This is a genomic window from Rubrivivax gelatinosus (assembly GCF_004340905.1).
In the GTDB taxonomy this organism is placed as follows: Bacteria; Pseudomonadota; Gammaproteobacteria; order Burkholderiales; family Burkholderiaceae_C; genus Rubrivivax; species Rubrivivax gelatinosus.
Genome location: NZ_SLXD01000004.1, coordinates 194,414 through 217,159 on the forward strand (window position 1 = coordinate 194,414; position 22,746 = coordinate 217,159).

The 22,746-nt window shown below is 68.5% G+C and carries 20 protein-coding genes; 12 read left to right on the forward strand and 8 right to left on the reverse strand.

Features of this window, described 5'->3' with window-relative positions; all coding sequences use genetic code 11:
- Position 1 precedes the first annotated feature (1 nt).
- Both cobI and cobJ read left to right on the forward strand, forming a co-directional pair.
- Positions 2–727 carry a precorrin-2 C(20)-methyltransferase gene (cobI, locus tag EV684_RS08165; RefSeq protein ID WP_132646014.1) on the forward strand — a complete coding sequence of 242 codons (726 nt, stop codon included), beginning with the start codon at positions 2–4 and terminating at the stop codon, positions 725–727.
- Positions 724–1,455 (forward strand): precorrin-3B C(17)-methyltransferase, encoded by a 732-nt coding sequence (gene cobJ / locus EV684_RS08170; RefSeq protein ID WP_132646016.1) that lies wholly within the window; start codon positions 724–726, stop codon positions 1,453–1,455. The genes cobI and cobJ overlap by 4 nt, the downstream gene beginning before the upstream one ends.
- Here cobJ and EV684_RS08175 read toward each other — a convergent pair.
- On the reverse strand, positions 1,434–2,177 hold the full coding sequence (locus EV684_RS08175; RefSeq protein WP_132646018.1) for a cobalt-precorrin-6A reductase: 744 nt from the start codon (positions 2,175–2,177) through the stop codon (positions 1,434–1,436). The two genes, cobJ and EV684_RS08175, sit on opposite strands and share 22 nt — an antisense overlap.
- On the opposite strand from EV684_RS08175, the gene cbiE reads away from it, so the two are divergent.
- The 5 genes from cbiE (at position 2,176) to EV684_RS08200 (ending at position 8,264) form a co-directional block, all read left to right on the forward strand.
- Complete coding sequence (cbiE, locus tag EV684_RS08180) at positions 2,176–3,357, forward strand: precorrin-6y C5,15-methyltransferase (decarboxylating) subunit CbiE (RefSeq protein ID WP_132646020.1); 1,182 nt, start codon at positions 2,176–2,178, stop codon at positions 3,355–3,357. The genes EV684_RS08175 and cbiE overlap by 2 nt on opposite strands.
- Positions 3,354–3,725 carry a cobalamin biosynthesis protein gene (locus EV684_RS08185; RefSeq protein ID WP_132646323.1) on the forward strand — a complete coding sequence of 124 codons (372 nt, stop codon included), beginning with the start codon at positions 3,354–3,356 and terminating at the stop codon, positions 3,723–3,725. Before cbiE ends, EV684_RS08185 begins: the two co-directional genes overlap by 4 nt.
- Positions 3,722–4,504 carry a precorrin-4 C(11)-methyltransferase gene (cobM, locus tag EV684_RS08190; RefSeq protein ID WP_132646022.1) on the forward strand — a complete coding sequence of 261 codons (783 nt, stop codon included), beginning with the start codon at positions 3,722–3,724 and terminating at the stop codon, positions 4,502–4,504. The genes EV684_RS08185 and cobM overlap by 4 nt, the downstream gene beginning before the upstream one ends.
- A complete protein-coding gene (locus tag EV684_RS08195; RefSeq protein WP_132646024.1) occupies positions 4,501–5,826 on the forward strand; it encodes a cobyrinate a,c-diamide synthase in 1,326 nt (441 codons plus the stop codon). Before cobM ends, EV684_RS08195 begins: the two co-directional genes overlap by 4 nt.
- Before the next feature lie 182 nt (positions 5,827–6,008).
- Positions 6,009–8,264, forward strand: coding sequence for a CHASE3 domain-containing protein (locus EV684_RS08200; protein ID WP_165908430.1), 2,256 nt, complete (start codon positions 6,009–6,011; stop codon positions 8,262–8,264).
- 71 nt (positions 8,265–8,335) lie between these two features.
- Here the strand turns inward: EV684_RS08200 and EV684_RS08205 are convergent, their stop codons facing one another.
- A complete protein-coding gene (locus EV684_RS08205; RefSeq protein ID WP_132646028.1) occupies positions 8,336–8,833 on the reverse strand; it encodes an RNA polymerase sigma factor in 498 nt (165 codons plus the stop codon).
- 9 nt (positions 8,834–8,842) lie between these two features.
- Positions 8,843–9,442 (reverse strand): transposase, encoded by a 600-nt coding sequence (locus tag EV684_RS23965; protein WP_165908431.1) that lies wholly within the window; start codon positions 9,440–9,442, stop codon positions 8,843–8,845.
- 139 nt (positions 9,443–9,581) lie between these two features.
- Here EV684_RS23965 and EV684_RS08220 point away from each other — a divergent pair, with 139 nt between their 5' ends.
- Positions 9,582–9,881, forward strand: a complete 300-nt coding sequence (locus EV684_RS08220) for a helix-turn-helix domain-containing protein (protein WP_132646032.1) — start codon at positions 9,582–9,584, stop codon at positions 9,879–9,881.
- 430 nt (positions 9,882–10,311) lie between these two features.
- On the forward strand, positions 10,312–11,307 hold the full coding sequence (locus EV684_RS08225) for a DUF4365 domain-containing protein (protein ID WP_165908432.1): 996 nt from the start codon (positions 10,312–10,314) through the stop codon (positions 11,305–11,307).
- A gap of 590 nt (positions 11,308–11,897) precedes the next feature.
- On the opposite strand, the gene EV684_RS08235 is transcribed toward EV684_RS08225, so the two are convergent.
- Together EV684_RS08235 and EV684_RS08240 are read right to left on the reverse strand one after the other, a co-directional pair.
- Positions 11,898–12,887 (reverse strand): S1 family peptidase, encoded by a 990-nt coding sequence (locus EV684_RS08235; RefSeq protein WP_132646038.1) that lies wholly within the window; start codon positions 12,885–12,887, stop codon positions 11,898–11,900.
- A gap of 135 nt (positions 12,888–13,022) precedes the next feature.
- Positions 13,023–14,831: an alpha-amylase family glycosyl hydrolase gene (locus EV684_RS08240; protein ID WP_132646040.1), complete on the reverse strand. Its 1,809-nt coding sequence runs from the start codon at positions 14,829–14,831 to the stop codon at positions 13,023–13,025.
- 385 nt (positions 14,832–15,216) lie between these two features.
- On the opposite strand from EV684_RS08240, the gene EV684_RS08245 reads away from it, so the two are divergent.
- The 3 genes from EV684_RS08245 to EV684_RS08255 are packed head-to-tail and all read left to right on the forward strand — an operon-like array spanning position 15,217 to position 19,156.
- Entirely contained in the window at positions 15,217–16,653 is a 1,437-nt protein-coding gene (locus tag EV684_RS08245; protein WP_132646042.1) for an ABC-three component system protein, read from the forward strand.
- Positions 16,650–17,129 (forward strand): three component ABC system middle component, encoded by a 480-nt coding sequence (locus EV684_RS08250; protein WP_132646044.1) that lies wholly within the window; start codon positions 16,650–16,652, stop codon positions 17,127–17,129. The genes EV684_RS08245 and EV684_RS08250 overlap by 4 nt, the downstream gene beginning before the upstream one ends.
- On the forward strand, positions 17,126–19,156 hold the full coding sequence (locus tag EV684_RS08255; protein WP_132646046.1) for a DUF3732 domain-containing protein: 2,031 nt from the start codon (positions 17,126–17,128) through the stop codon (positions 19,154–19,156). Before EV684_RS08250 ends, EV684_RS08255 begins: the two co-directional genes overlap by 4 nt.
- 336 nt (positions 19,157–19,492) lie before the next feature.
- Here the strand turns inward: EV684_RS08255 and EV684_RS08260 are convergent, their stop codons facing one another.
- The 3 genes from EV684_RS08260 to rbsK form a co-directional block, all read right to left on the reverse strand.
- Positions 19,493–20,647 carry a PIN domain-containing protein gene (locus EV684_RS08260; protein ID WP_132646048.1) on the reverse strand — a complete coding sequence of 385 codons (1,155 nt, stop codon included), beginning with the start codon at positions 20,645–20,647 and terminating at the stop codon, positions 19,493–19,495.
- Between the two features lie 689 nt (positions 20,648–21,336).
- Positions 21,337–21,732, reverse strand: a complete 396-nt coding sequence (gene rbsD, locus EV684_RS08265) for a D-ribose pyranase (RefSeq protein WP_132646050.1) — start codon at positions 21,730–21,732, stop codon at positions 21,337–21,339.
- Positions 21,729–22,739 (reverse strand): ribokinase, encoded by a 1,011-nt coding sequence (gene rbsK / locus EV684_RS08270; protein ID WP_132646052.1) that lies wholly within the window; start codon positions 22,737–22,739, stop codon positions 21,729–21,731. Before rbsK ends, rbsD begins: the two co-directional genes overlap by 4 nt.
- Positions 22,740–22,746 lie beyond the last annotated feature (7 nt).

The window sequence follows — 22,746 nt, forward strand, 5'->3', positions numbered from 1 at the left end:
GTTGGCCAAAGTGATCTGCGCCGGGCTGGGCCCCGGAGACCCCGACCTCGTGAGCCTGCGCGCCGCGCGTGTCATCGGCGCCGCCCGCCAGGTGGCCTACTTCCGCAAGGCCGGCCGCCCGGGCCAGGCGCGGCGCATCGCCGCCGAACTGCTGCACCCCGAGGCCGTCGAGCTGGCGATGGAGTACCCGGTGACGACCGAACTCCCGGTCGACGGCGACGAGTACAACGACGCGCTCGCCGGCTTCTACGACGACTGGGCCGGGCGCCTGGCCGCGCTGCCCGGCGAGGTGGTCGTGCTCTGCGAAGGCGACCCGTTCTTCTACGGCTCGTTCATGCACCTGTACGTGCGCCTGCGCGGGCGGGTCGAGCTGGAGGTCATCCCCGGCATCCCCGGCATGGCCGGCTGCTGGAACGCCACCGGCGAGCCCATCACCTGGGGCGACGACGTGATGACGGTGCTGCCCGGCACGATGCCCGAGGCCGAACTCGTCGAACGCATGCGCGCCGCCGACGCGCTGGTGGTGATGAAGACCGGCCGCAATCTCCCCAAGGTGCGGCGCGCGCTGGCCGCCGCCGGCCGGCTGGACGCCGCCTGGCTGGTCGAACGCGGCACGATGCCCGGCGAGCGGGTGCTGCGCCTGGCCGAGGCCGACCCCGAGGACTGCCCGTACTTCGCGATCGTGCTGGTGCACGGCCACGGGCGGCGGCCGGAGGTTCGGGCATGAGCGGTTGGATCGCTGTTGCCGGGCTCGGCCCGGGCGCCGAGACGCTGGTCACGCCCGAAGTCAGCGTCGCGCTGGCCGAGGCCACCGACATCGTCGGCTACATCCCCTACGTCGCGCGTGTCGCCGCCCGCCCCGGGCTGCGCCTGCACGCCAGCGACAACCGCGTCGAGGTCGAGCGGGCGCGCCACGCGCTGGAGCTGGCGGCAGCCGGCGCGCGGGTCGTCATCGTCTCCTCCGGCGACCCCGGCGTGTTCGCGATGGCCTCGGCGCTGTTCGAGGCGCTGGAAGCCGCGCCCGAACACCAGCAGCTCGACATCCGCGTGCTGCCCGGCATCACCGCGATGCTGGCCGCCGCCGCGCGTGCCGGGGCGCCGCTGGGCCACGACTTCTGCGCCATCAACCTGTCGGACAACCTGAAGCCCTGGGCGCTGATCGAGGCCCGGCTGCGCGCCGCGGCCCAGGCCGACTTCGCGATGGCCTTTTACAACCCGCGCTCGCGCAGCCGCCCCGAAGGCTTCGCGCGCGTGTTGGAGCTGCTGCGCGAAGCCTGCGGCGGCGAGCGCCTGATCACCTTCGCCCGCGCCGTGTCGACGCCCGAGGAGCAGCTCGTCACCGTCACGCTGGCCGAAGCGACGCCCGAGATGGCCGACATGCGTACCGTCGTGCTGGTCGGCAACTCGGCGACGCGCCGCGTCGGCCGCTGGGTCTACACGCCGCGTTCGGCATGAAGCCAGGCCAGCACCTCGGCGACGGTCTCGACGCTCGCGCGCGGCGGCAGCGCCGGGCGGTCGACGACGATCACCGGCAGGCCCAGCGTGCGCGCCGCGTCGAGCTTGGCGCGTGCGCCTTCGCCGCCGGCGTTCTTGGTCACGAGGCGCGTGATGCGGCGCGAGCGCAGCAGTTCCAGGTCGTCGTCGTAGCCGAAGGGGCCGCGCGAGATCACCGCTTCGGCGTCGGGCAGCGGCAGCGCACCTTCGGGCGGGTCGACCAGGCGCAGCAGGTAGTGGTGCTGCGGCTTCGCCGCGAAGGCCGCCAGGTGCTGGCGGCCGATCGCGAGGAAGACACGTTCGGGCGTCTCGGGCAAGGCCGCGGCCGCAGTCTCGATGTCGGCCACGTGCGTCCAGTCGTCGCCCGGGGCTGCTGCCCAGGGGCGGCGCTCCAGCGCGATCAGCGCCGTGCCGGTGGCGGCGCAGGCGGCCACCGCGTTGCGGCTCATCTGCGCCGCGAACGGGTGTGTCGCGTCGACGACGTGGCTGATGCCTTCGGCGCGCAGCCAGGCCGCCAGGCCTTCGGCGCCGCCGAAGCCGCCGACCCGGATCGGCAGCGGCTGGGCCACCGGCGCCGCGGTGCGGCCGGCGTAGGAAAACACCGCCTCGACGCCGTCGCGCGCGAACGCGGCGGCCAGACGGCTGGCTTCGGTGGTGCCTCCCAACAAGAGGACGCGTGTCATGTCTGAACCCTGGCTCTCGATCATCGGTCTCGGCGAGGACGGCCTCGCCGGCCTCGGCACGAACGCGCGGGAAGCGCTCGGCGCGGCCGAGATTGTCTTCGGTGGCGCCCGCCACCTCGCGCTGGCCGACGTCGGCGCGCGTGGCCGCGAGTGGCCGCTGCCCTTCGACGTCGCGCCGGTGCTGGCCTTGCGCGGCCGGCCGGTCGCCGTGCTGGCCTCGGGCGACCCGTTCTGGCACGGTGCCGGCGGCACGCTGACGGCGCGGCTGGCGGCGGGTGAATGGCGCGCCTATCCGGCGGCCGGCTGCGTGTCGCTGGCCGCGGCGCACCTGGGCTGGCGGCTGGAAGAGACGGCCTGCCTGGGCCTGCACGCCGCGCCCTTCGAGCGCCTGCTGCCGCATCTGGCGCCCGGCGCGCGTGCGCTGTGCCTGCTGCGCGACGGCGCCGCCGGTGCGGCGCTGGCCGCCTGGCTGGCCGAACACGGCTGGGGCGCCAGCCGCGTCTGGCTGATGGAGGCGCTGGGCGGCCCGAACGAACGCGTGCGCGAGACCACCGCTGCGGCCTACGCGCTGCACGACGCCGCTTCGCCTGCGCTGCTGGCCGTCGAGGCCGCCGGCGGCCGCCCGCTGCCACGCTGCGCCGGCCTGCCCGAGGCGCTGTTCGCGCATGACGGCCAGATCACCAAGTCGCCGGTGCGTGCGCTGACGCTGGCCGCGCTGGCGCCGCGCCCGGGCGAGCTGCTCTGGGACGTCGGCGCCGGCTCCGGCTCTGTTTCGATCGAGTTCTGCCTCGCCGGCGGCCGTGCGCTGGCCGTCGAGACGCGTGCCGAACGGGTTGCCAACATCGAAGCCAACGTGCGCCGCTTCGGCCTGCAGGACAGGCTGACGGTCGTCGAAGGCCACGCGCCGCAGGCGCTGGAAGCGCTGCCGGCGCCCGACGCGGTGTTCGTCGGCGGCGGCCTGGACAACGCCGTGTTCGAGGCGATCTGGGCGCGCCTGGCGCCCGGCGCGCGCCTGGTGGCCAACGGCGTGACGCTGGAGACCGAGGCGCTGCTGGCGACGCTGCACGCCCGCCACGGCGGCGAGCTGCTGCGCATCGAACTGGCGCGTGCCGCGCCGCTGGGACGTTTGCGTGGCTGGCAGCCGGCGCGTCCCGTGGTCCAGTGGACGGTCTGCAAATGATCGTCGCCGGCCTCGGCTTTCGCAGCAGCGCCGGCGTCGAGTCGCTGCGCGCGGCGCTGGCCGCCGCGGGCGGGCAGGGCGCCGACGCGCTGGCGACCAGTGAGCGCAAGGCCGGCGCGCCGGCGATGCAGGCGCTGGCCGCCGAGACCGGCCTGCCGGTGCTGGCGCTGCCCGAAGCGCTGCTGGCGACGCAAGGCACCCTCACCGAGTCGGCGCGTGTGCGCCGCCTCACCGGCGCCGGCAGCCTGGCCGAAGCCGCCGCGCTGGCCGGCGCCGGCCCCGGCGCGCGGCTGCTGGGCGCGCGCGCCGTGTCGGCCGACGGTCTGGCGACCGCGGCCCTGGCCCAATCCGCGAAGGACGAACGATGACGGTCCATTTCATCGGCGCCGGCCCCGGCGCCGCCGACCTGCTGACGCTGCGTGGCCGCGACCTGATCGCCGCCAGCCCCGTCTGCCTGTACGCCGGTTCGCTGGTGCCCGAAGGCGTGCTCGCGCACTGCCCGCCGGGCTGCCACATCGTCAACACCGCGCCGCTGAGCCTGGACCAGATCGTCGACGAGATCGCCGCCGCCCACGCGCGCGGCCAGGACGTCGCGCGCCTGCATTCCGGCGACCTGTCGATCTGGTCGGCGATGGGCGAGCAGCTGCGCCGGCTGCGCGCGCTGGGCATCCCCTACGACGTGACGCCCGGCGTGCCCTCGTTCGCCGCCGCTGCCGCCGCGCTGGGCGCCGAGCTGACGCTGCCCGGCGTCGCCCAGTCGCTGGTGCTGACACGCACCTCGGGCCGCGCCAGCGCGATGCCCGAGGGCGAGAACCTCGCCGCCTTTGCCGCCACCGGCGCCACGCTGGCCATCCACCTGTCGGTGCACGTGCTCGCCCAGGTCGTTGCCGAGCTGCGCCCGCACTACGGCGACGACTGCCCGGTGGCCGTGGTCTGGCGCGCCAGCTGGCCCGACCAGCGCGTCGTGCGCGCGACGCTGGCGACGCTGGACGCGGCCGTCGGCGCCGAGATGGAGCGCACGGCGCTGATCCTCGTCGGCCGCACGCTGGGCACCGAAGACTTCGACGAGAGCCGGCTCTACGCCGTCGACTACGACCGGCGCTACCGGCCGACGGGCGCCTCGCCGCGTTTCCCCGAGACCCGATGATCCCGCCCGGGCTGCTGGTCGCAGCGCCCGCCTCGGGCTGCGGCAAGACGACGGTGACGCTGGGCCTGCTGGCCGCCTGGCGCGCCGCCGGGCTGGCCGTGCAGCCGTTCAAGAACGGCCCCGACTACCTCGACCCGGCTTTCCACACCGCGGCCGCCGGCCGCGCCTCGTTCAACCTCGACAGCTGGGCGATGGGCCGCGAGCGCGTCGCCGGCCTGCTGGGCGCGGCCGAGGGCTGCGACCTGCTGCTGGCCGAAGCGTCGGTGGGCCTGTTCGATGGTGCCGTGACACCCGGCGAATGGGGCCGCGGCGCCGGTGCCGACCTGGCCGAAGCCTTCGGCTGGCCGGTGCTGCTGGTGCTGGACGTGCGCGGCCAGGCGCAGTCGGCCGCCGCGGTGGCGCTGGGTTTCGCGAGTCTGCGCCCGGGCCTGAAGCTCGCCGGCGTGCTGCTGAACCGCGTCGGCAGCACGCGCCACGAGGCCACCGTGCGCAGCGCGGTCGAAGCCGCCGGTTTCCGCGTCTTCGGCGCGCTGCCGCGCGACGCTGCCGTGGCGCTGCCCGAACGCCACCTGGGCCTGGTGCAGGCCGAGGAACTGCCCGAACGCGCCGCGACGCTGGCCGCGCTCGGCCGTCTGGTCGCCGACCACGTGGACCTGAACGCGCTGCGCGCCGCCGCCGCCGGCGCCTGCGAGCCCACGCCGGCGTTGCCGCTGCCACCGCCGGGCGCCCGCATCGCGCTGGCGCGCGACGCTGCCTTCTCCTTCGTCTACCCGCACCTGCTGGACGCCTGGCATGCGGCCGGCGCGGCGCTGCTGCCGTTCTCGCCGCTGGCGGACGAAGCGCCCGACGACAGCGCCGACGCCTGCTGGCTGCCCGGCGGCTACCCCGAGCTGCACGCCGGCCGTCTGGCCGCCGCCACCCGCTGGCGCGACGGCCTGCGCGCCTTCGCGCAAACGCGGCCGGTGCACGGCGAATGCGGCGGCTACATGGCGCTGGGCTCGGTGCTCGAAGACGCCGACGGCACGCGCCATCCGATGGCCGGGCTGCTGGGTCTGGAGACCTCGTTCCGCCAGCGCCGCCTGCACCTGGGCTACCGCCTGGCCGAGCTGCAGGCGCCGCTGCCCGGCTACGCCGCCGGCACGCGGCTGCGTGGCCACGAGTTCCACTACGCCAGCGTGTCCGCCCAGCCCGACGCGCCGCTGGCGCGCATCGTCGACGCCGACGGGCGCGAGGTGGCCGAGACCGGCTCCTGGCGTGTGCTGGACGGCGGCGGGCGCGTCAGCGGCAGCTTTTTCCACCTCGTCGCGCCGGCGGGCGGCTGAAGCCGGCGGCGCGACGGCGCGGCGCTCGTTCGATCAGGGGACGCCATGCCCCTGCCAAGGGCTTATGCCGCTGGCAGCCGGCCGCCGCGGCGCATACGGTCGTGGCGGGTTCGGGGCTTGCCTCGGGCGCTGGCGTCGACAACCTGCAACGGCTCTGCCGGAGGGTCCACATGGCGCGTCGAATGGACCGGGCATCGCCCGACGCCCCGTTGCTGCGCGGGCGTGTTGCGGTGGCGACGGTCTTCGTCATCGCCATCGCCGTCGCGCTGGCGGTGCTGGCCGTTACCAGCATCGGCAAGCTGCGCAGCGACGCCCGACAGGTCGCCCACACCAGCGAGGTGCTGGCGGCGCTGGGCCAGGCGCTGGAACGCACGGTCGACGCCGAGACCGCCGAACGCGGCTTCGTGCTGACCTCCGACCCCGAGTACCTGCAGCCCTACCGCCGTGCCGCGCGGTCCAGCCTGCTCGAGCTGGACCGGCTGCAGCGCCTGGTGGCCGACAACCCCGTGCAGACGGCCCGCCTGGCAACGCTGCGCGAGATGACCGAGAAGCGCCTGGACCTGATCGACCAGGTCGTCGACCTGCGCACCGTGAAGGGCTTCGAAGCCGCACGGGCGCTCATCGCCAGCGGCGAAGGCAAGCGCCTGCAGGACCGCATCCGCGCCGCCGTCGAGCAGATGCGCGCCGAGGAGCGTGCCCTGCTGGCCGAGCGCGAACGCCGCTCCGCGCGCAGCGCGATGGCGGCGCAGGTGCTGATCAGCGGCGCCGCGGCCGTGATGCTGGCGGTGGTGCTGTGGGCCTGGGCCCGGCTGGAGCAGCGCAACGAGCAGCTGGCGCAGGCGAACGCGGTGAAGTCGGACTTCGTCGCCAGCATGAGCCACGAGATCCGCACGCCGATGAACGCCATCATCGGCCTGACGCAGCTGCTGGAACGCGAGCCGCTCGCGCGCGAGCAGGCCGAGATGGTGCTGCGCATCCGCAGCGCCGGGCGCTCGCTGATGGCCATCATCAACGACATCCTGGACCTGAGCCGCATCGAGGCCGGCCGCATGCGCCTGGACAGCCGCAGCTTCGTGCTCGGCCAGCTGCTGGCCCAGATCGACAGCCTGCTGGCGCCGATGGCACGCGACAAGAGCCTGTCGCTGCGCATCGAGTCCGCCCAGGCCGCGTCGCTGCAGCACAGCCTGATCGGCGACCCGCAGCGCCTGGAGCAGGTGCTGGTCAACCTGGTGGGCAACGCGATCAAGTTCACCGAGCACGGCGAGATCGTCGTGCGCACGCGTGTCCTCGAGCAGGACGGGACGCAGGTGCGGCTGCGCTTCGAGGTGCAGGACACCGGCATCGGCATCCGGCCGGACCAGATCCGCGAGCTGTTCGAGCCTTTTGCGCAGGCCGACTCGGGCCTGGCGCGGCGCCAGGGCGGCACCGGGCTGGGGCTGTCGATCAGCAAGCGGCTGGTGGAGCTGATGGGCGGGCAGATCGGCGCCGACAGCGCGCAGGGCGTGGGCAGCACCTTCTGGTTCGAGCTGCGCCTGGCGCTGGGCAACGGGCACGATGCCCAGCACCCGGTCTACGCCCGCGCCCCGATGGCGCCCGAGGGCCCGCGGCTGCGGGGCATGCGGCTGCTGGCGGTGGACGACAACGACACCAACCTCGACCTGCTGGGCCGCGCGCTGCGGCTCGAAGGCGCCGAAGCCACGCCGGCGCGCGACGGCCAGCAGGCCGTCGTCATGCTGCGCAGCCAGCCCGGCGCCTTCGACGCCGTGCTGATGGACCTGCAGATGCCGGTGATGGACGGCTACGAGGCCACGCGCGTCATCCGCGAGCAGCTGCGCCTGAACGAGGTGCCGATCATCATCTTCTCGGCGGCGGTGCTGGTGGAGGAGCAGCAGCGCGCGATGCAGGTGGGTGCGACGCAGTTCCTGTCCAAGCCGGTGGACATCGAGGAGCTGGTGGCGGTGCTGTCGCGCCATGTGCGGCCCGGCGCCACGGCACCCCAGGCCGCGCCCCTGCCGCCGCTGTCGGCCGAGGCGCCTTTGGCGCCGGCGCCCGCCGCCGTGGCCGTCGGCGAGGACTGGCCGGTCATCGACGGCGTCGACGTCGCGCGCGTGCACCGGCTGCTCAAGGGTGACTTCGCCCGTTTCGTGAAGCTGTGCGTGAAGCTGCTGGAGCAGGGCGACGGCGCCGTCGCCAGCGTGCGCGCCGGGCTGGCCGAGGGCGACAGCAAACGTGCGCTGGAGGCGCTGCACAGCCTGCGCGGCGCCGCGCTGACCGTGGGCGCTGCGGACCTGGCCGCCACCGTGGCCGCGCTGGAGGCCGCCGTGCGCGCCGGCAACCTGTCGCCCGACCCGGCGCAGCGGCTGGCCGAGGCGCTGCAGACGCTGCAGCGCAGCGTCGCGCCGTGGCGGCATCTGGCGAAGGACGGGACGGCGGCTTGAAAGGGTAGGGCCGGGGGGCTCTCGCGTTCAGTGCCGGTCTTCTTCGCGCTGGTGCGTGCTCTGCCAACCGGCTACCACCCCTCCATCCAGGTCGTCAGCTGCAGCAACGCCTTGGCGATGTGATGCTCCACCGTGCTGGTGCTGATCTGGTAGCGCCGGGCGATCTCGTGATGGCTGAGGCCTTCGATGCGCTGCGCCAGGAAGACCTCGCGTGAGCGCGGGCTCAGCCGCGCCAGGCACACGCTGAGGCGGGCGAAGCGTTGGCGAGCGAGCAGCACCTCCTCGGCGGTGGGCGACATGTCGACGAGCACCACGTCGTCGAGCAGCACTTCGGTGCCGTGCGCCAGGCGCGAGCGGTAGGCGTCGATGGAGAGGTTCATGGCCGCCCGCATCAGAAAGGCCTCGGGCTTGTCGACCGGCTGCTCGCGTGCGTAGCAGGCGAGGCGCACCCAGGCCTCTTGCAGCAGGTCTTCGGCGTCGTGCTCGGTGCGGCCGCGGCGCATCAGCGCGGCCTTGACCCGGGCCAGCACCGCCCGCAGGTCGTCGGCCATCGTGGTCGTGAGGTCCATGGCCCCGCCTCAACGGCCCGGCGCAGCACTGGCCGCTGCCGTGCCGGCCGGGCGGCGGGCAGTACGCGCGGCGTGCTCGGCGTCGAGGCGGCGTTCCAGCCGCCGCCAATGACGCTGCAGGCTGGCGAACGCCGACTCGGCGCTGTCGAAGCGGCCGCCTTGGCGACGCGCCGCGCGCAGCATGGCGGCGTGCAGGCGCTGGGCGACGTCGTCGGACTTGGCCAGCAGGCGTTTCGTACGAGGCGGCAACACCGGCACCGGCGTGGAAGCGTCGTGCCAGTGCACGACCTTCGTGAGCTCGGCATCTGCGGTGGCGGCCGGTGGGGCGCCGCCCGGCACGACGGCCCATTCGATGCGTTCGGCACCGCGCGTCCACAACTCGGCCAGCAACTCGGGCCAGGCGATGTCGCCGTCACGCGGGACGCACCAGGCGCCGAGCAGCGCGTGGTGGCCGTCGGCGTGGGTGGCGACGGCCCAAGTCAGCGCCGTGGATGCGGCGGCTGCGTCGTCGCCGATGGCGCCAAGGGAGGCGAAGCGCGCAACGAGGTAACGACAACACAGAGCATCAGCAAGCGGCTCAGTTGACCGATCGCCTTCAGGTCTGCTCATGGCCGGCTCCTTGTCGTCATGGAGTGGTCGCCAGCACAGCTGGCGCGTTCGGCGCGTGACCGCGCCTCTCATGGCTCGCCGTACACTATACGGCATATATGCCGTGGCCAACTAGCGGCGAGTTCACGAGCCTCAGGACGTGGTCCAAGCCCGTCCTGCCTCCAAGAGTTCCGTCCGCCCCCGGGTCTCCCGCTCCGATTCGTTCGACCCGGCGGTCGCCATTGCCTGTGGCGTCGTGCTGAGGGAGCTGCGGCTTCAGCGCGGCGTCGCGCAAGACGCATTCGCCTTGCTGGCCGGCGTCGACCGCTCTTACTACGGGAAGCTGGAGAGGGGAGAGCGCCAGCCTTCGCTTGCCGTGCTGTTGAAGTGCGCTGCTGCCTTGGGTCAACCGGCGGCCACGCTGGTGGCGGCGATTGAAGGTCAGCTCAAGGGCAAGTAGATTGTGGCTGACTATGGGTGGTCATTCAGTGGCCGCTACGCAGCAAGTGCAGTCGGCCACGGGGATGGAGTCAGGTGGCGGTGTCGGCTCCGTTCCGGTCGTTGAGTCGTCGTGCTCAATACGGCATAAAAGACCGGTGCCCGAGGTGTTCCCGACTTTGAACGTATCAATGCTGGTCAGGCGCGGTTTCAGCCAGGCCCGTGACCGCTCTCCCAAGCGGCTGCAGTCACGTACACGACCCCTTGCAGCGCTTCGCCTAGTGCGTACGTAAGGCTTCTGGTCGGTCGCAAGCGGTCACTCATCACAATACCTAGCACGATCCTCGATCGGTATGGATGACGGATACGCTGGAGGCTACGGAGGTGTTAGCCTGCTCCGCCAAAGATTGGGCGCATCAACGGACTATCGATCCACGCATTTGAAGGAGCACATGAGCACTAGCAACCGCGTTAAGGGGCGGATCGGTGTCAATACCGTCGCGGCGATCGTCGAGAACCTCTGGGAGAGCGGCTGGCAGGAGTACGGTGCCTCCAACGACGACGCCATCGATGGCGTTATCCTCATGCGCAAGGGCTCGGCAAAGCCTGCGGATACGGGTGGCATCGTGTTTGTGCAGGTGAAGTGCGGCGGGGAAGGCTATCGCCAGGATCAAAAGCAACACCCAGAACACATCGGCGTTGCACTGGGACCGGCGTACATCGCGAAGCACCGCAGCCGATGGCAACGAGTGCCGGGTCCCGCTGTCCTAGTCTTCGTTGACGACACCAAGGACAAGCTCGCGCCTCCGGCATGGTGGGTGGATCTCAGAGACCCCGCGTCCTACTCGACGACCAACGCGGGAATGATTCTGATACCGAAGTCGCAACGGTTCTCGCATCATTCGAAGGGCGACTTCCACCGGCTGTGTGGTGCGCGCACTCACGACCGCCTTTTGGAGACGTTCTCACTGGAGCGGAGCGATACGCTGCTGCCGGTCCTCGGAAAGAACGAGTCACTGCGCAACGACGCATGGGGGTACTACAAGGCTTGGCGCGACGACTCTGCGGCGAGGAAAAGCCCGGTGCTGGGAGAGATCCTCGTCAATCGTGAGGGCTGGAAGCACATCACGCGCCGCGGTCGGCTACCTGAACGGATCGTCCAGTCCTGGATGCTTCTCGGCGCCGCCAAGACGTTGGTTACCAAATCCCGGCAGGTCTTCAACCTGGGACGCGCAAGGGTCACGAAGTTTGCGGATGGCAACTCGGTCACCGAAGATTATCTTGGGTTGCGCGGGATCATCAGCTTCCCGTACCGCCATCAATCGGTGGTGCAGGTCGTCTTGAAGCGAAATAGGCTTGTATCGCCGAGCGACCCAAGGAGGGAGCGCGAGAAGATCTGGTTCTACTCGGTGTACGAACTGCGCCGAGGAACGTTGCAGGGGGTGTGAGGTGCGCGACCGCCTACCACGGCCGGAATAGACTTGAGCGAAAAATCGGTTGAGAAGCCCGATACGCCATTACTCTTCAATAGCAATGGGGCTAGTCGCGCAACTCGATTCTAGCGAGGTTGCGCTGAAACCAGGGCCCGCACTAGTCGCAAGCGACAGTTTGGTGGCGGACCTGTGGCGCCGCTCGCACATGGCGCGTGTCAGAGCGTCAGTCGCCTTCTCGGGAGAACGAATGGGCATGGCCTAGGGGTCAGTTGACTGATCTCCACCTCTCGCGGTCGTGGGAGTCGGTCCGACTGACCGACGAGGTGCGTTCCAGGGCGAAGGCGTTCGCGGTGGAACCGTTCGGATAAGGCCACCTGCGCGCCGCGTCGCTCGAAACGCTGGCCGGCGGCGCTGTCGGCGGCACCGGCCAGGTAGACCTTGCAGCAGAGACCCTCAGACATCGCTGGGCGCGATCAGGCCGGCCGGCTGCCGGCATCGAACTTTGCGTGCGCCGTTGCACGTCGATCGCCGCGGCGGGGACCTCCAGGCGCACTAGCGCGCTCACCGCGGTGCCCGCCCACGGTACGACGCTGCCCCTTCAGCTCTCAGAGCCAGCCGCCGCCCGCCCCCATCCCCATCAAGCTCCCCCGCACCCCCACGTGCACCCGCGGCGTCCCCCCGTACTCGAACGCATTGCGCGGCCCGTTGCCCGCCACGCGCGAGAACACCCCGATCACCTCGCCATGGGCATCGAACACCGGTGACCCGCTGCTGCCCATCGACCCGTCCAGGTCGCTGACGAAGCTGTCGTCGTCGCCCAGCGCGGTGACCTGGCCGTGCGAGACGCGCAGCGAGCCGTCGGCGTCGTCGTAGTCCAGCGCGGCGCGTGTGGCGGCCGGGCGGGCGCTGCGCAAGGGGAAGCCGGCCATCCAGACCGGCTCGCCGACGACGGCCGGGCGGGCCGCCAGCGTCAGCGCGGCCTGCGGCGACGGCTCCACGCGCAGCAGCGCCCAGTCTTCGCGCAGCTCGCCGCGGCCGTTGCCCAGGTCTTGGATCGCGCGTGAGGCCGGCGGGTTGGAGACCAGCCAGACACGCTCGGCCGGCAGCAGCGCCCAGCGACCGTCGGCGCCCAGGCGGGCGACTTCGGCGCGCACGCCCAGGCAGGGCTGCTCGACGCCGAGCACGCCGGCCTGGCGCCCCAGGCGCTCGATCTCGCCGGCGACGAGGTGGTAGTTCGTCAGCACGTGGCCGGCCGCGTCGATGCAGAAGCCGCCGCCTCCGCCGACCAGCGGCACCTCGACCGGGAAACACGCTCCGGCGCGCACGGCCAGCGCGAACTCGTGCTGCACCATCGCCATCGCGAACACCGGGTCGTCGGCGCGTGCCAGATCCTCGTGCGTGAAGGCGCGGTGCCAGACCTCGGTGCCGTCGGCCCGCGTCTCGTTGCGCGCGGCGGCGAAGGCGGCCTCGCGGCTGTCGGCCAGACTCAGCCGCAAACGGGTCGTCGGCAGCACACGCACGAGGGCGGCGCTCAGGCGGTCGGCGGGTACGCCGGGGACGGCCAGGCGGGCAGGGGAGAAGAGACCTTCGGGCATCGGCGGCAGCAGGAACTGCCGACGACGATAGCGGCGCCCGTCATGGCGGCCCGGCCTGCCACCGCCCGGGCCTCCGTTGCCGGACCGAGGCTCGGGCGGATGGACGGGCCGTGATGCCGCGGGGCCGCGGGCCGCTCACTCCAGCGCGTAGATCAGCACCGAGTAGGCCCCGACGTTCACCACCGCGCTGGCGCCGAAGCCGTCGTAGGGCTCGTCCTCCGCGACCACCGACTGCGCCGTCTGGCCGTCGAAGTCGGCGCCGTAGACCGGCGCATCGGAGTTCAGCAGCAGCGTCCAGCGGCCGCCGGTGGGCATGCCGATGCGGTAGTCGCTGCGCGCCTCGTGGCTCAGGTTGACGACCACGACGACGTCGTCGCCGGGGCCGTGGTCCTGCCAGCGCTGGAAGGCCAGCACGTTGGCGTCGTTGTTCAGGTGGTAGACGTGGATGTGCTGGCCCTGCAGCCCACGCGTCCTGCCGGCCAGGTTGCGGCGCAGCGCGATCAGGTCGCGGTACAGGCGCAGGATGCCGCGGAACTGCTGGCTGTGGTCCCAGTCCAGCGGCACGTCGTCGCGGAACCAGCCGCCCTGCAGGAACTCCTGGCCCTGGAAGATCATCGGGATGCCCGGTGCCGTGAACACCAGCGCGGCGGCCGCGGTGGAACGCTTCTGCGCGTGCCAGCCGGTCGGGTCGTCGGGGTGGATGTCGGCCGGCACCCGGGCACGGCCGTTGGCCACCTCGTCGTGCGACTCGGTGTAGATGACGCGCTGGAAGGCGTCGCCGTTGTAGCGGGTCTGCAGCGCGTCGCGCACGCGGTGCAGGTCGCGGTGTTCGTCGTGGGCGACGATGGCGGCTTCGCGGATCGGGTGCACGAAGGCCCCGTCCCATTGCGCGTGGAAGGCGGCGCCGTGCTCGCCCACCTGCGAGATCTCGGGCAGGTGCTGCATGTCCTCGGCGATCAGGATGCGGCCCGGGAACTGCTCGCGCACCGAGGTGTTGATCCAGCGCATCAGGCTCCAGCCGTCGGGGATGTCGTGGCCGTTGCCGCCCACGCTGCGCATGTAGGGCGTCATGTCGTAGCGCAGCCCGTCGAGGTGGAAGTCGCGCAGCCACGAGATCGCGTTGTCGTGGATGAAGCGGCGCACCGCCTCGCGGCCGTAGTCGGGGCGCGTGTCGCCCCAGGGCGTGGCCGAACGATCGTCGTTGTAGAAGTAGATGCCGCCCTTGTCGTTCTCGCTCCAGCCGTCGAAGCGCCACAGGTCCAGGTCGGACGGGCCGAAGTGGTTGTAGACCACGTCCAGCACCACCGCCAGGCCGCGCTGGTGGCAGGCCTTGACGAAGGTCTTGAAGGCGTCGGGGCCGCCGTAGGCCGACTCGACGGCGAAGACGTGCGCCGGGTTGTAGCCCCAGGAGTAGTCGCCGGCGAACTCGGCCACCGGCATCACCTGCACGACGTTGACGCCCAGCTTGACGAGGTGGTCGAGCTTGGCCAGCGCCAGCTCGAAGCTGCCCGGCCGGCCTTCGCCCTCGCGCACGAAGAACGAGCCGACGTGCAGCTCGTAGATCACCAGCTCGTTGTGGCCGCGGATCTGCGGCTGGTCGTCGCCCCAGTCGAAGGCGGCGTGGTCGTAGATGACGCCGTTGCCGACCGAGGAGGTGACCTGGCGCGCGTACGGATCGATGCGGAAGAACTGCTGGCCCGCGTGGTGGAGCACGTACTTGTACTGCTGGCCCGCGCGGGCCTCCTCGACGAAGCCGTACCAGTAGCCGTCGGCCTCGGGCTGCAGCGCATGGGCGTCGGGCGCGAAGCCGTTGAAGTCGCCCGCGACGAAAACCGCCTCGGCATGCGGCGCCCAGACCCGGAAGGCGCAGCCCTCGGGCGTCGGCAAGGCGCCCATGCCCTCGACGACGGGGCGGACGGACGAAGCGGTGTGGCGGACGTTCATGCGGCGGTCTTCTTTCGTGCGAAAGAGCGGGCTCCGGGGCTGCGGCTGGGGCAGGCTCCGGGACGGAGTGCGGGAGGCGCATGCCTGTCATGTGCATGACGGCGTTCGCCGGGGACACGGGCCGCGGTCAGATCTGTCGGACCGTGGCGGGCGGCAGGCGGATGCTCAAGGCCGAGGCGCGCGATGCGGGTCGGACAAGGTCGCGGTCGAAGGCAGGACGGGGCCGCGTGGGGGCTCTTGTCGACGTCAGAGGATCGTTGGAACGGGCGGAGTTCGGGGGATGAGGGGCGGGTTTGCAGCGGGTGCTGTCGTTCGGCGGTCGGAGCTGAATGACAGCTTCTTGTACGGGGCAGTCATCGATTCACCCAGTCGGCCACTGGCATACATGAGATCTCAAGATCTCAACGGCGGATCTGTCATCCAGCCGGCGGGCGCACACTTGGTGGAAATCAAAGCGCTCGGAGTGGTCGCACCTGATGGTTCAGCTACGCTTCGAAGGGCGTTACAGTTTGCGAAAGCGCCTCAACCGCCCCACGCGTTGGATCGGTCAGGGGAAGATGGCCGCGGCCAACCAGCGGAGATTCAGGGGGACGACGTGAGTTCTACGACTACGGCCGCAGTAGATGATCACTCCGCCATCGATGCAGCGCTGGGGTTTTATTATCAATCGCTATACGGACTGCTGGCCATTCTCAAAGCCGTTGAAGACGACGCCACGGTATGTCTGGAGCGCCTAGACGATGTGGAGATCGCCCTCAACGGCCGGTCGCTGCTTGTTCAGCTGAAGCACTCCCTTAGCAAGAAGCCGGCGGGAGTAAGCCTGGCGTCAGCGGCCCTCTGGAAGACACTCAGGGCATGGATCGATGTGCTGCCAAAGGTGAGCCTTGACGATACGCGCTTCCAACTCGTCACCGTGGCTCCGTTGCCGCCTGGCAGCGTTTTGGCGCCTCTCCTTGATGAAAAGGCGTCGCGCACCGGTCTCTTGAAGCTCTTGGAAGCGGAGGCTCAGCGCGTAGTGGATGAGCACGCTGAGGCCAAGAAGAATGGCAAGAGCCCCTTGCCGCACGCCGAGCGACTGCTCGGTTGTTCTGCCTATATCGCTCTCCCGGAGGTAACCCGGGAAAAACTCCTGTCCAGAGTGAAGATTCAACCTGCCGCGAACAATATCAACGAAATTCAACGCGGCATCACGAATGCGCTCCATAACTTTCCTCCTGACCAGCGTGAAGCGATTTCGCAGCGACTCATGGAATGGTGGGATTTGCAGATTGTTTACTCGTTCTGCACAAAGAGAGAGCGGTTCATCACTAGACTTGAGGTTCAGCAGCAATTGCTCGAGATGGCCGGCGAGCTGGCGCGCGACGAGCTGCTCGCCGACTTCCAGTTCGAGACCCCACCCGACGACCACAATCCGCCGTCGATGATCGCCACGCAGCTAAAGCTCGTAAACTGCACCAACTCCGAGATTCATTCGGCGCAAAGCGAAGAATGGAGGGCAAGGTCCCAGCGCCACAAGTGGATGACCGAGCGAGCGGACATGGCTGTACGTATCGATCGATACGACAGGTATCTGGTGCGGGAATGGAGATTCCGGCACGAGCCGATGGTCGAGCAACATCGGTCAGCCGCGGAAGATGTGAAGCGGGCTGCAGGGTTGGATGTATTTCGGTGGTCGTTCAGCCAAGCCCACAAGGAAGTCGATGTCTTCGCAAAAAATTGGAGTGCTTCCTACTACGTGCGTGGCAGCTATCAGGTTTTAGCGGCTGAGCAAACCGTCGGCTGGCACCCTGATTATTTGACCCTGTTGAAGGGGTGTCAATGATTGCCGCGCGTGACGTCTTCGCCGAGACCAATCCGGCGTTCTGCGGCGCGGTGCTCGCACAGTTCTGTTCAGCCTACGAGGTGACACGGCTTGGAGTCTGCCCGGCGGCGGCGTTGGTATACCTAGTCGTGCCCCTCGCGATCTCGGAAGACCTGGCGTCGACCTTTGATGGCTGCAATCGGGAGACCGGCTTGACGCTGTGGATGAGTCGACACCCGAAGGTGTCAGTCGACTTGGCAAAGAAGGTCAACTCGACGCTTGAAATCACGACGACTGCCATTCGCTTTGGCTGCATCGCCGGAATATTCAAGCTCACAGCAGACGGCGGCATCCAGAGCACCCGGAAGACGCAACCGGCAGCGGTGGCGACCGGCGTGACTGGTGCGGCCTTGAAGCGGTCCCGCCTGCTTGGGATCTGGATGGCCGGGATGGGCTCGCCTAGGTCCGTGCTGGAAGCATTAGGAGTTTCTGTATGAAGCGATGGAACATCGCAAGCGTCTTCTTAATTGGCGAGGAAGGAGCCTTCCGCATCATCGAACTGGACGCTGATCGTGTGAATATCATCACCGGCGCATCGGGCACAGGTAAGTCGGCGGTTATCAAGGCATTGGATTACTGCCTGGGGTCGTCGAAGTGCCAGCTTCCTGTCTATGTGAGACGCCGGTGCGTCGCCGTCGGAGTCAAGTGGGTAAGGGGTGTTGATGAACTGATCTCGTGCCGCCAGGTCCCGCTTGTCGGCAAGGCGCCCAATTCCTACATGTATGTAACTACGGGGAGAAACTTGAAGGTTCCTCGCTCCGTGGAAGAGTTTGAAGGCAGAGGGCCTGTGGCAGTCAGTAAGGCCAGGTTGGGCGAAGCGTTCGGGATCGAGGCTATGCCTATAGCAGATTCCGATCAGCTCGAAAGAGACGCGCTGGACAGACCGTCGATTCGCCAGTTCACGCCATACGTATTCGTCACCAAGGAGGTTATCGACAGCGAGACGGTCCTGCTGCACGGTCTTGACGATGCTCGCAAAGCGGCCACCATCATCTCGACGATGCCTTACTTCCTAGGCGTTGTTAATGGGTCAACGGCGGCGGCCGAGCGACGCCTTCGACAGGCGCGCAGAGCTTTGGAAATCGACGCCGCTCGTGAGGAGGCCCGTGTCGCAAAAGACAGCTTGCTAAAGCAAAGGTGTCGGGTTCTGCTTGGTGAGGCTCAGCAGCTTGGACTTGTAGAGCGACCAACCGAAGAAGTTGACGAAGCCTTCCTCGTCGGCATGTTGCGCAGGGCTGTGTCGCCAACAGCTCGTCCGCTGCAGTACCCAAGTGCTGACCATCTTGACGCCTTGCAGCAGCGCCGACAAGCCACACTCAAGGAGTTGAACCAAACCAAGCGCAAGCTTCGAGCGCTGGCCGTGACGGAACAGGATTCGTTGGAATACGAAGCTGCGGTCAGTACCCAACAGCAGAAACTCCAGATCGCCGAGCACCTTAACCTGCTGGAGGTGCCCACTAAGTGCCCAGTTTGTGAATCTGAAACTTCCGCTGGCGCAGAAATCGCAATCGCTATGAGGCGATCGCTCGAAACCATTCGCGCAGAGACGAGCGCAGTTGGACGCCTTCGGCCAAAAATCGCCGAAGCGCAAGAGCAGTTGAACAAGCGGGTTGAAGAGCTCAGCGGCCTTCTGAGGGAGCTCGATGCAGCAGTCGCATCCGCACTGAGCCAGATTGCCGAGGCCAAGCACTTCGCCGATCTTGCTCAGCTCCAGTCTTTCTTCCGTGGTAGGGCGACATACTTTCTTGAAACCATCGACGACCAGCTTCTAAAGCCCGCCAAAGACCTGACTAAACAGCGCGACGAAATTGCGGAGCTAGAGGCGAAGGTCGACGCTGACAACCGACGTGTCCGCATGCGCCGTGCGGAAACCACTGTCTCACGGTACGCCTCTGAAGCGTTCTCAAAGTTGCCAAAGGTTGAGCCCTGCGTTGATGCAGAGCTAATGTTTTCGGCACGGGAGCCGTCGGTCTCTATCATTGAGGCCGGGACCGATGGTGCGGTGCTCTCGATGGCGGATCTTGGTTCCGATCAGAACTGGCTGGCAGTCCATGTAGCACTGGCGTTTGGACTGCAAAGGCATTTCGAAGAAGAGCGCAGGCCTGTACCTGGCGTCATCGTCCTCGACCAACTCAGCCGTCCTTACTTCCCCAATCAGAGTAGGGACGTCGATGAAGCGGAGGATGAAGGCGACGAGGACGTCGCCGAGGTCGAACCTGAAGTGGATGAGGCCCGGCCGGACGAGATTTCGATTTCCGACGACGAGGACTATGTGGCAATGCGACAGCACATCGACTTTCTCTTCAAAGAGGTGGAGGCGCGCAGCGGCTTGCAAGTACTCCTGCTGGAGCATGCCTATTTTCCATCGGACCCTCGCTACGTTTCAGCTACGAAAGAGCGCTGGACCAAGGCGTCGGGTCAGGGCCTTATTCCTCGGAACTGGAGGCGACGGTCTAAAAATTAACTGTCGAGGGGTGCGTCTCTGCACCGCATGCAGACTGATGTCTGGCGCCGAATTGGCAACCGGCGACTAGGTCAATCTAGCCGGACAGCCGGGAGTGAACCTACTGGCAAGTCATCTTGAAGCTGACCACGTGGTACCAAGGAGGTGGCCGAGTGACGATCGCCCGAGACGCACCCTAGCAGTTCTGCCGTAGAACTCAAAACCGACTGCGCTTAGCGCTACAGCCAGACGGTAGCGTGATTCTGCAAATTGTGCGGCAGCATCACATCGGGCAAGCCGGAGATATAGTTCATCACCGAACTCTCAAGCTCCCTTGTTCTAATGTTGGTTGCTGCGTCAGTAGTCGTCACCTGAGAGGTCGAGTTCAACTTCAGCGGCTTCTAAGCTGTACTTTCCTGAGCCGACCTCCACCTCGGTTTCCCAGGTATCAGGGTCCGCATCTAGCTTCACCGCATAGCATGTGAGGTAAACCTCGACCTCAACTTCCTCTGAAAAGGTGTGTTGCTGGCCGCCAATCGCGAGTTCCTCTCGGTCGATGGAGTCCCACAAAAAGAACCGGACATCGACTGACACGTCAACCTGCACGGTCGCGGTCAGCTCTACCACCCATGCGCCGGGCTCATCATCCACCTTCCAAATGTTGAGCGACTCGGTATCAATCGAGTATCCCGCCAACTCAGCCGAAGAAGCCTCGGCCTCGAAACGGTGGCTGGCACTGTACAGTTCTTCCATGCCCCATTCGGCATTTGAAAGGTGTACTCGAAGCAATTCCGAAACCTGAGTCCGAACGGCGGAGCTCTCATCCGAAACCACCGCTTCAATCTTCGCTCTGACCGCCTGCGCATGTTCGTCCGTTGCGGAGAAGAGAGAGGTCAGCTCGTCAAGCGATGCAACGCAGTAGATGCGCTCCGATTGCTCTGCAAACGCCTTCCACCCGCCGTCCTTCGAGGCGACGATGGCCTTCGTGTTTAAACCCTTAGCTCGTTCCTCAAGCAGTTGCAGCGCCGCTGCGTCTGGAAACTCGGACTTCTTCTCTGCTTTCACTCCGAATGGCGGACTCGTTGCAAAGTAGCCATCGAAAAGTTGCCCGGAATTGACATCCGCCAGCTTAAGGACCTCGCCTCGGCACTGTCCGACGTAGTGTCGAACGTCGTCCTCAAACCGTTTCGTCGCAGAGGCAATCACATCAAGCTGTTCAAAGTGCTGGCTCGCAGGCGCAAAGTCCATCGCCGTCAATCGAACCAGTGCCTGCGTGGCGGCGAGGAACTTCTCTGATGCCTCTTTGACCGGAACCATGCGGTGCCCAACGACTTCTCGCAGGACAACTTCAGTCAGCTTCAATGACATGGATTGAGGCAACTGCCGAGGGAGTTGGTTGAGCGCGCCCTTCTCGAAGTTGTATCCCGCACCCTGAATCACGTCCGTATCCAAGGAGAAGAATGTAACCTCGCCATCGACGAGTTCCTGGGGAGTCGGAGTTCCATTTGGCATGAAGAAGATTATCTACGGGATAGCGTCAGGCGATCAAGCCGCCCGTGAGTTGATCGGTCATGCTCCTCGCAGGTAAAGACCCGTTGTCATAATCTCCTGGCGTCACGCGGCTGTAGAAGCTATCGGACCAAAATGATCGGCGTTTCGTGCGGCAGTTGCGGGTCGATCTGAGCAGATCGCGGTGATCGAGAACTGCAATTGACCAACCGAGCTTGCGAGGGATACGAAATGACGACTGCCGGTCTCGGCGAAGTCGGTTCGCGCTTGGGATGTTGAATGGCAGGTTTCGGCAGCCACTTCCATTGGCTGCCGAATCGCGAATGACCGAGCCCAGTCTTAAGCAGTCCTCCCCGCTGTTGATCGCCCCCACGCGAAGTTCCACCTGAACCGTACCCACGCGCGTCATCCACGCGACGCCCAGCACGCTGGAATCGTGAGCGAGGACGCCCCCTTTCCAGCCCCGAGGCCCGCAAAGATCCGCCCGTAGGCCCCGACCTGGAGTCCTCCAGCGCCCGCCGCATGTTCTCGGCGTCATGCCGCACGAAGCAACTGCGGTGACCACAGCAGCGTCGCCGCTCGGACACGGGATGTGATCCCCGTCCGATCACGGGCCGGCGCCCTCTCGCGTGCGGGCGCCGCTCAGGCGAGCGTGGGCGCGGCGGCCCCCGGACAAGACGAGCGCGACGCCGTCAGAACGTCACGCCGGCCACCAGGATGACGTTGGCGTAGGGCGTGCACTCTCCCGTGCGCACGATGACCCGGGCCTGCTGCGTGAGGCGCTTGAACTCTTCGTGCGTCAGGGTGCGGGGCGTCAGCGCCAGGTGGCGCGTGTACCAGCCCGGGCAGGCGCCGCCGGCGCGGTCCAGCGTTTCCTGGGCCAGCCACGCCGACTCGACCTGCATCTCGCCGAGCACCGCGGCCAGCACGTCTTCCAGCCCCGGCAGGCCGGCGCGCACGGCGAGGTCGATGCGTTGCGGGCCGGGCGGCACCGGCAGGCCGGCGTCGGCGATCACGACCATGTCTCCGTGGCCGAGGGCGGCGATGCAGCGCGCCAGCTCCGGGTGCAGCAGGCCGTTCTTCTTCATGCTTGGCTCCAGGTTGCGGGGGCGGCGCCGCCGGGCAGCGGCACGGCGGGCGGGGGTTCTGCGCAGGCCAGCGCGCTGTCGCGGCGCGGGATGCTGGGCTGCGCGCCGGCCGTCTGCACGCACAGCGACGCGGCGCGCGAGCCGGTGCGGGCCGCCGTGTCGAGGTCGCGGCCGGCCATCAGCTCGGCCACGACGGCGCCCAGGAAGGTGTCTCCGGCGCCGGTGGTGTCGACCACCTGCGCCACCGGCACGGCCGGGTGCAGGCGTTCGCCGCGGGCGTCGCTGACGACCACGCCGTGCTCGCCCAGCGTGACCAGCACCTCCGCGCAGCCGCGCTCGCGCAGCGTGCGCGCGGCCTGCGCCGCAGCCGCGGTGTCGGCCACCGGCATGCCGGTGTAGGCCTCGGCCTCGCTCTCGTTGACGATCAGCAGCGAAACCAGCGGCCACCAGCTCTCGTCCAGCGGCAGGCTGGGCGACGGGTTCAGCACCACGCGCAGGCCGCGCCGCTGTGCCGTCTCGGCCACCTGGCGGGCCGTGGTCAGCGGCGTTTCGAGCTGCATCACCACGGCGGCGCAGCCGTCCAGGGCCTGTTCGCAGGCGCTGTCGTTCTCGAAGGCCAGCGTGGCGTTGGCGCCAGCGTGCACGACGATGCGGTTCTGGCCGCTGGCCTCGACGACGACGACGGCGGTGCCGGTCGACGCCTGCGCGTCGCGGCGCAGCCAGCGCACGTCGATGCCTTCGGCGCGCAGGCCGTCGGCGAGCCGCTCGCCCGGCGCGTCGGCGCCGACGCAGCCGATCATGCGCACCGGCGCGCCCATGCGCGCGCAGGCGACCGCCTGGTTGGCGCCCTTGCCGCCGTTGACTTGCTGCAGGCCGTCGGCCTGCACCGTCTGCCCGGCTTCAGGCGCGTGCTGCACGCGCAGCACGAGGTCGAGGTTCAGGCTGCCGACGACGGCGACGGTGGGGCTGCCGGCGGACGGGCTGGGGGGCGGGGTGGAGGCTGGCATGGCGTTG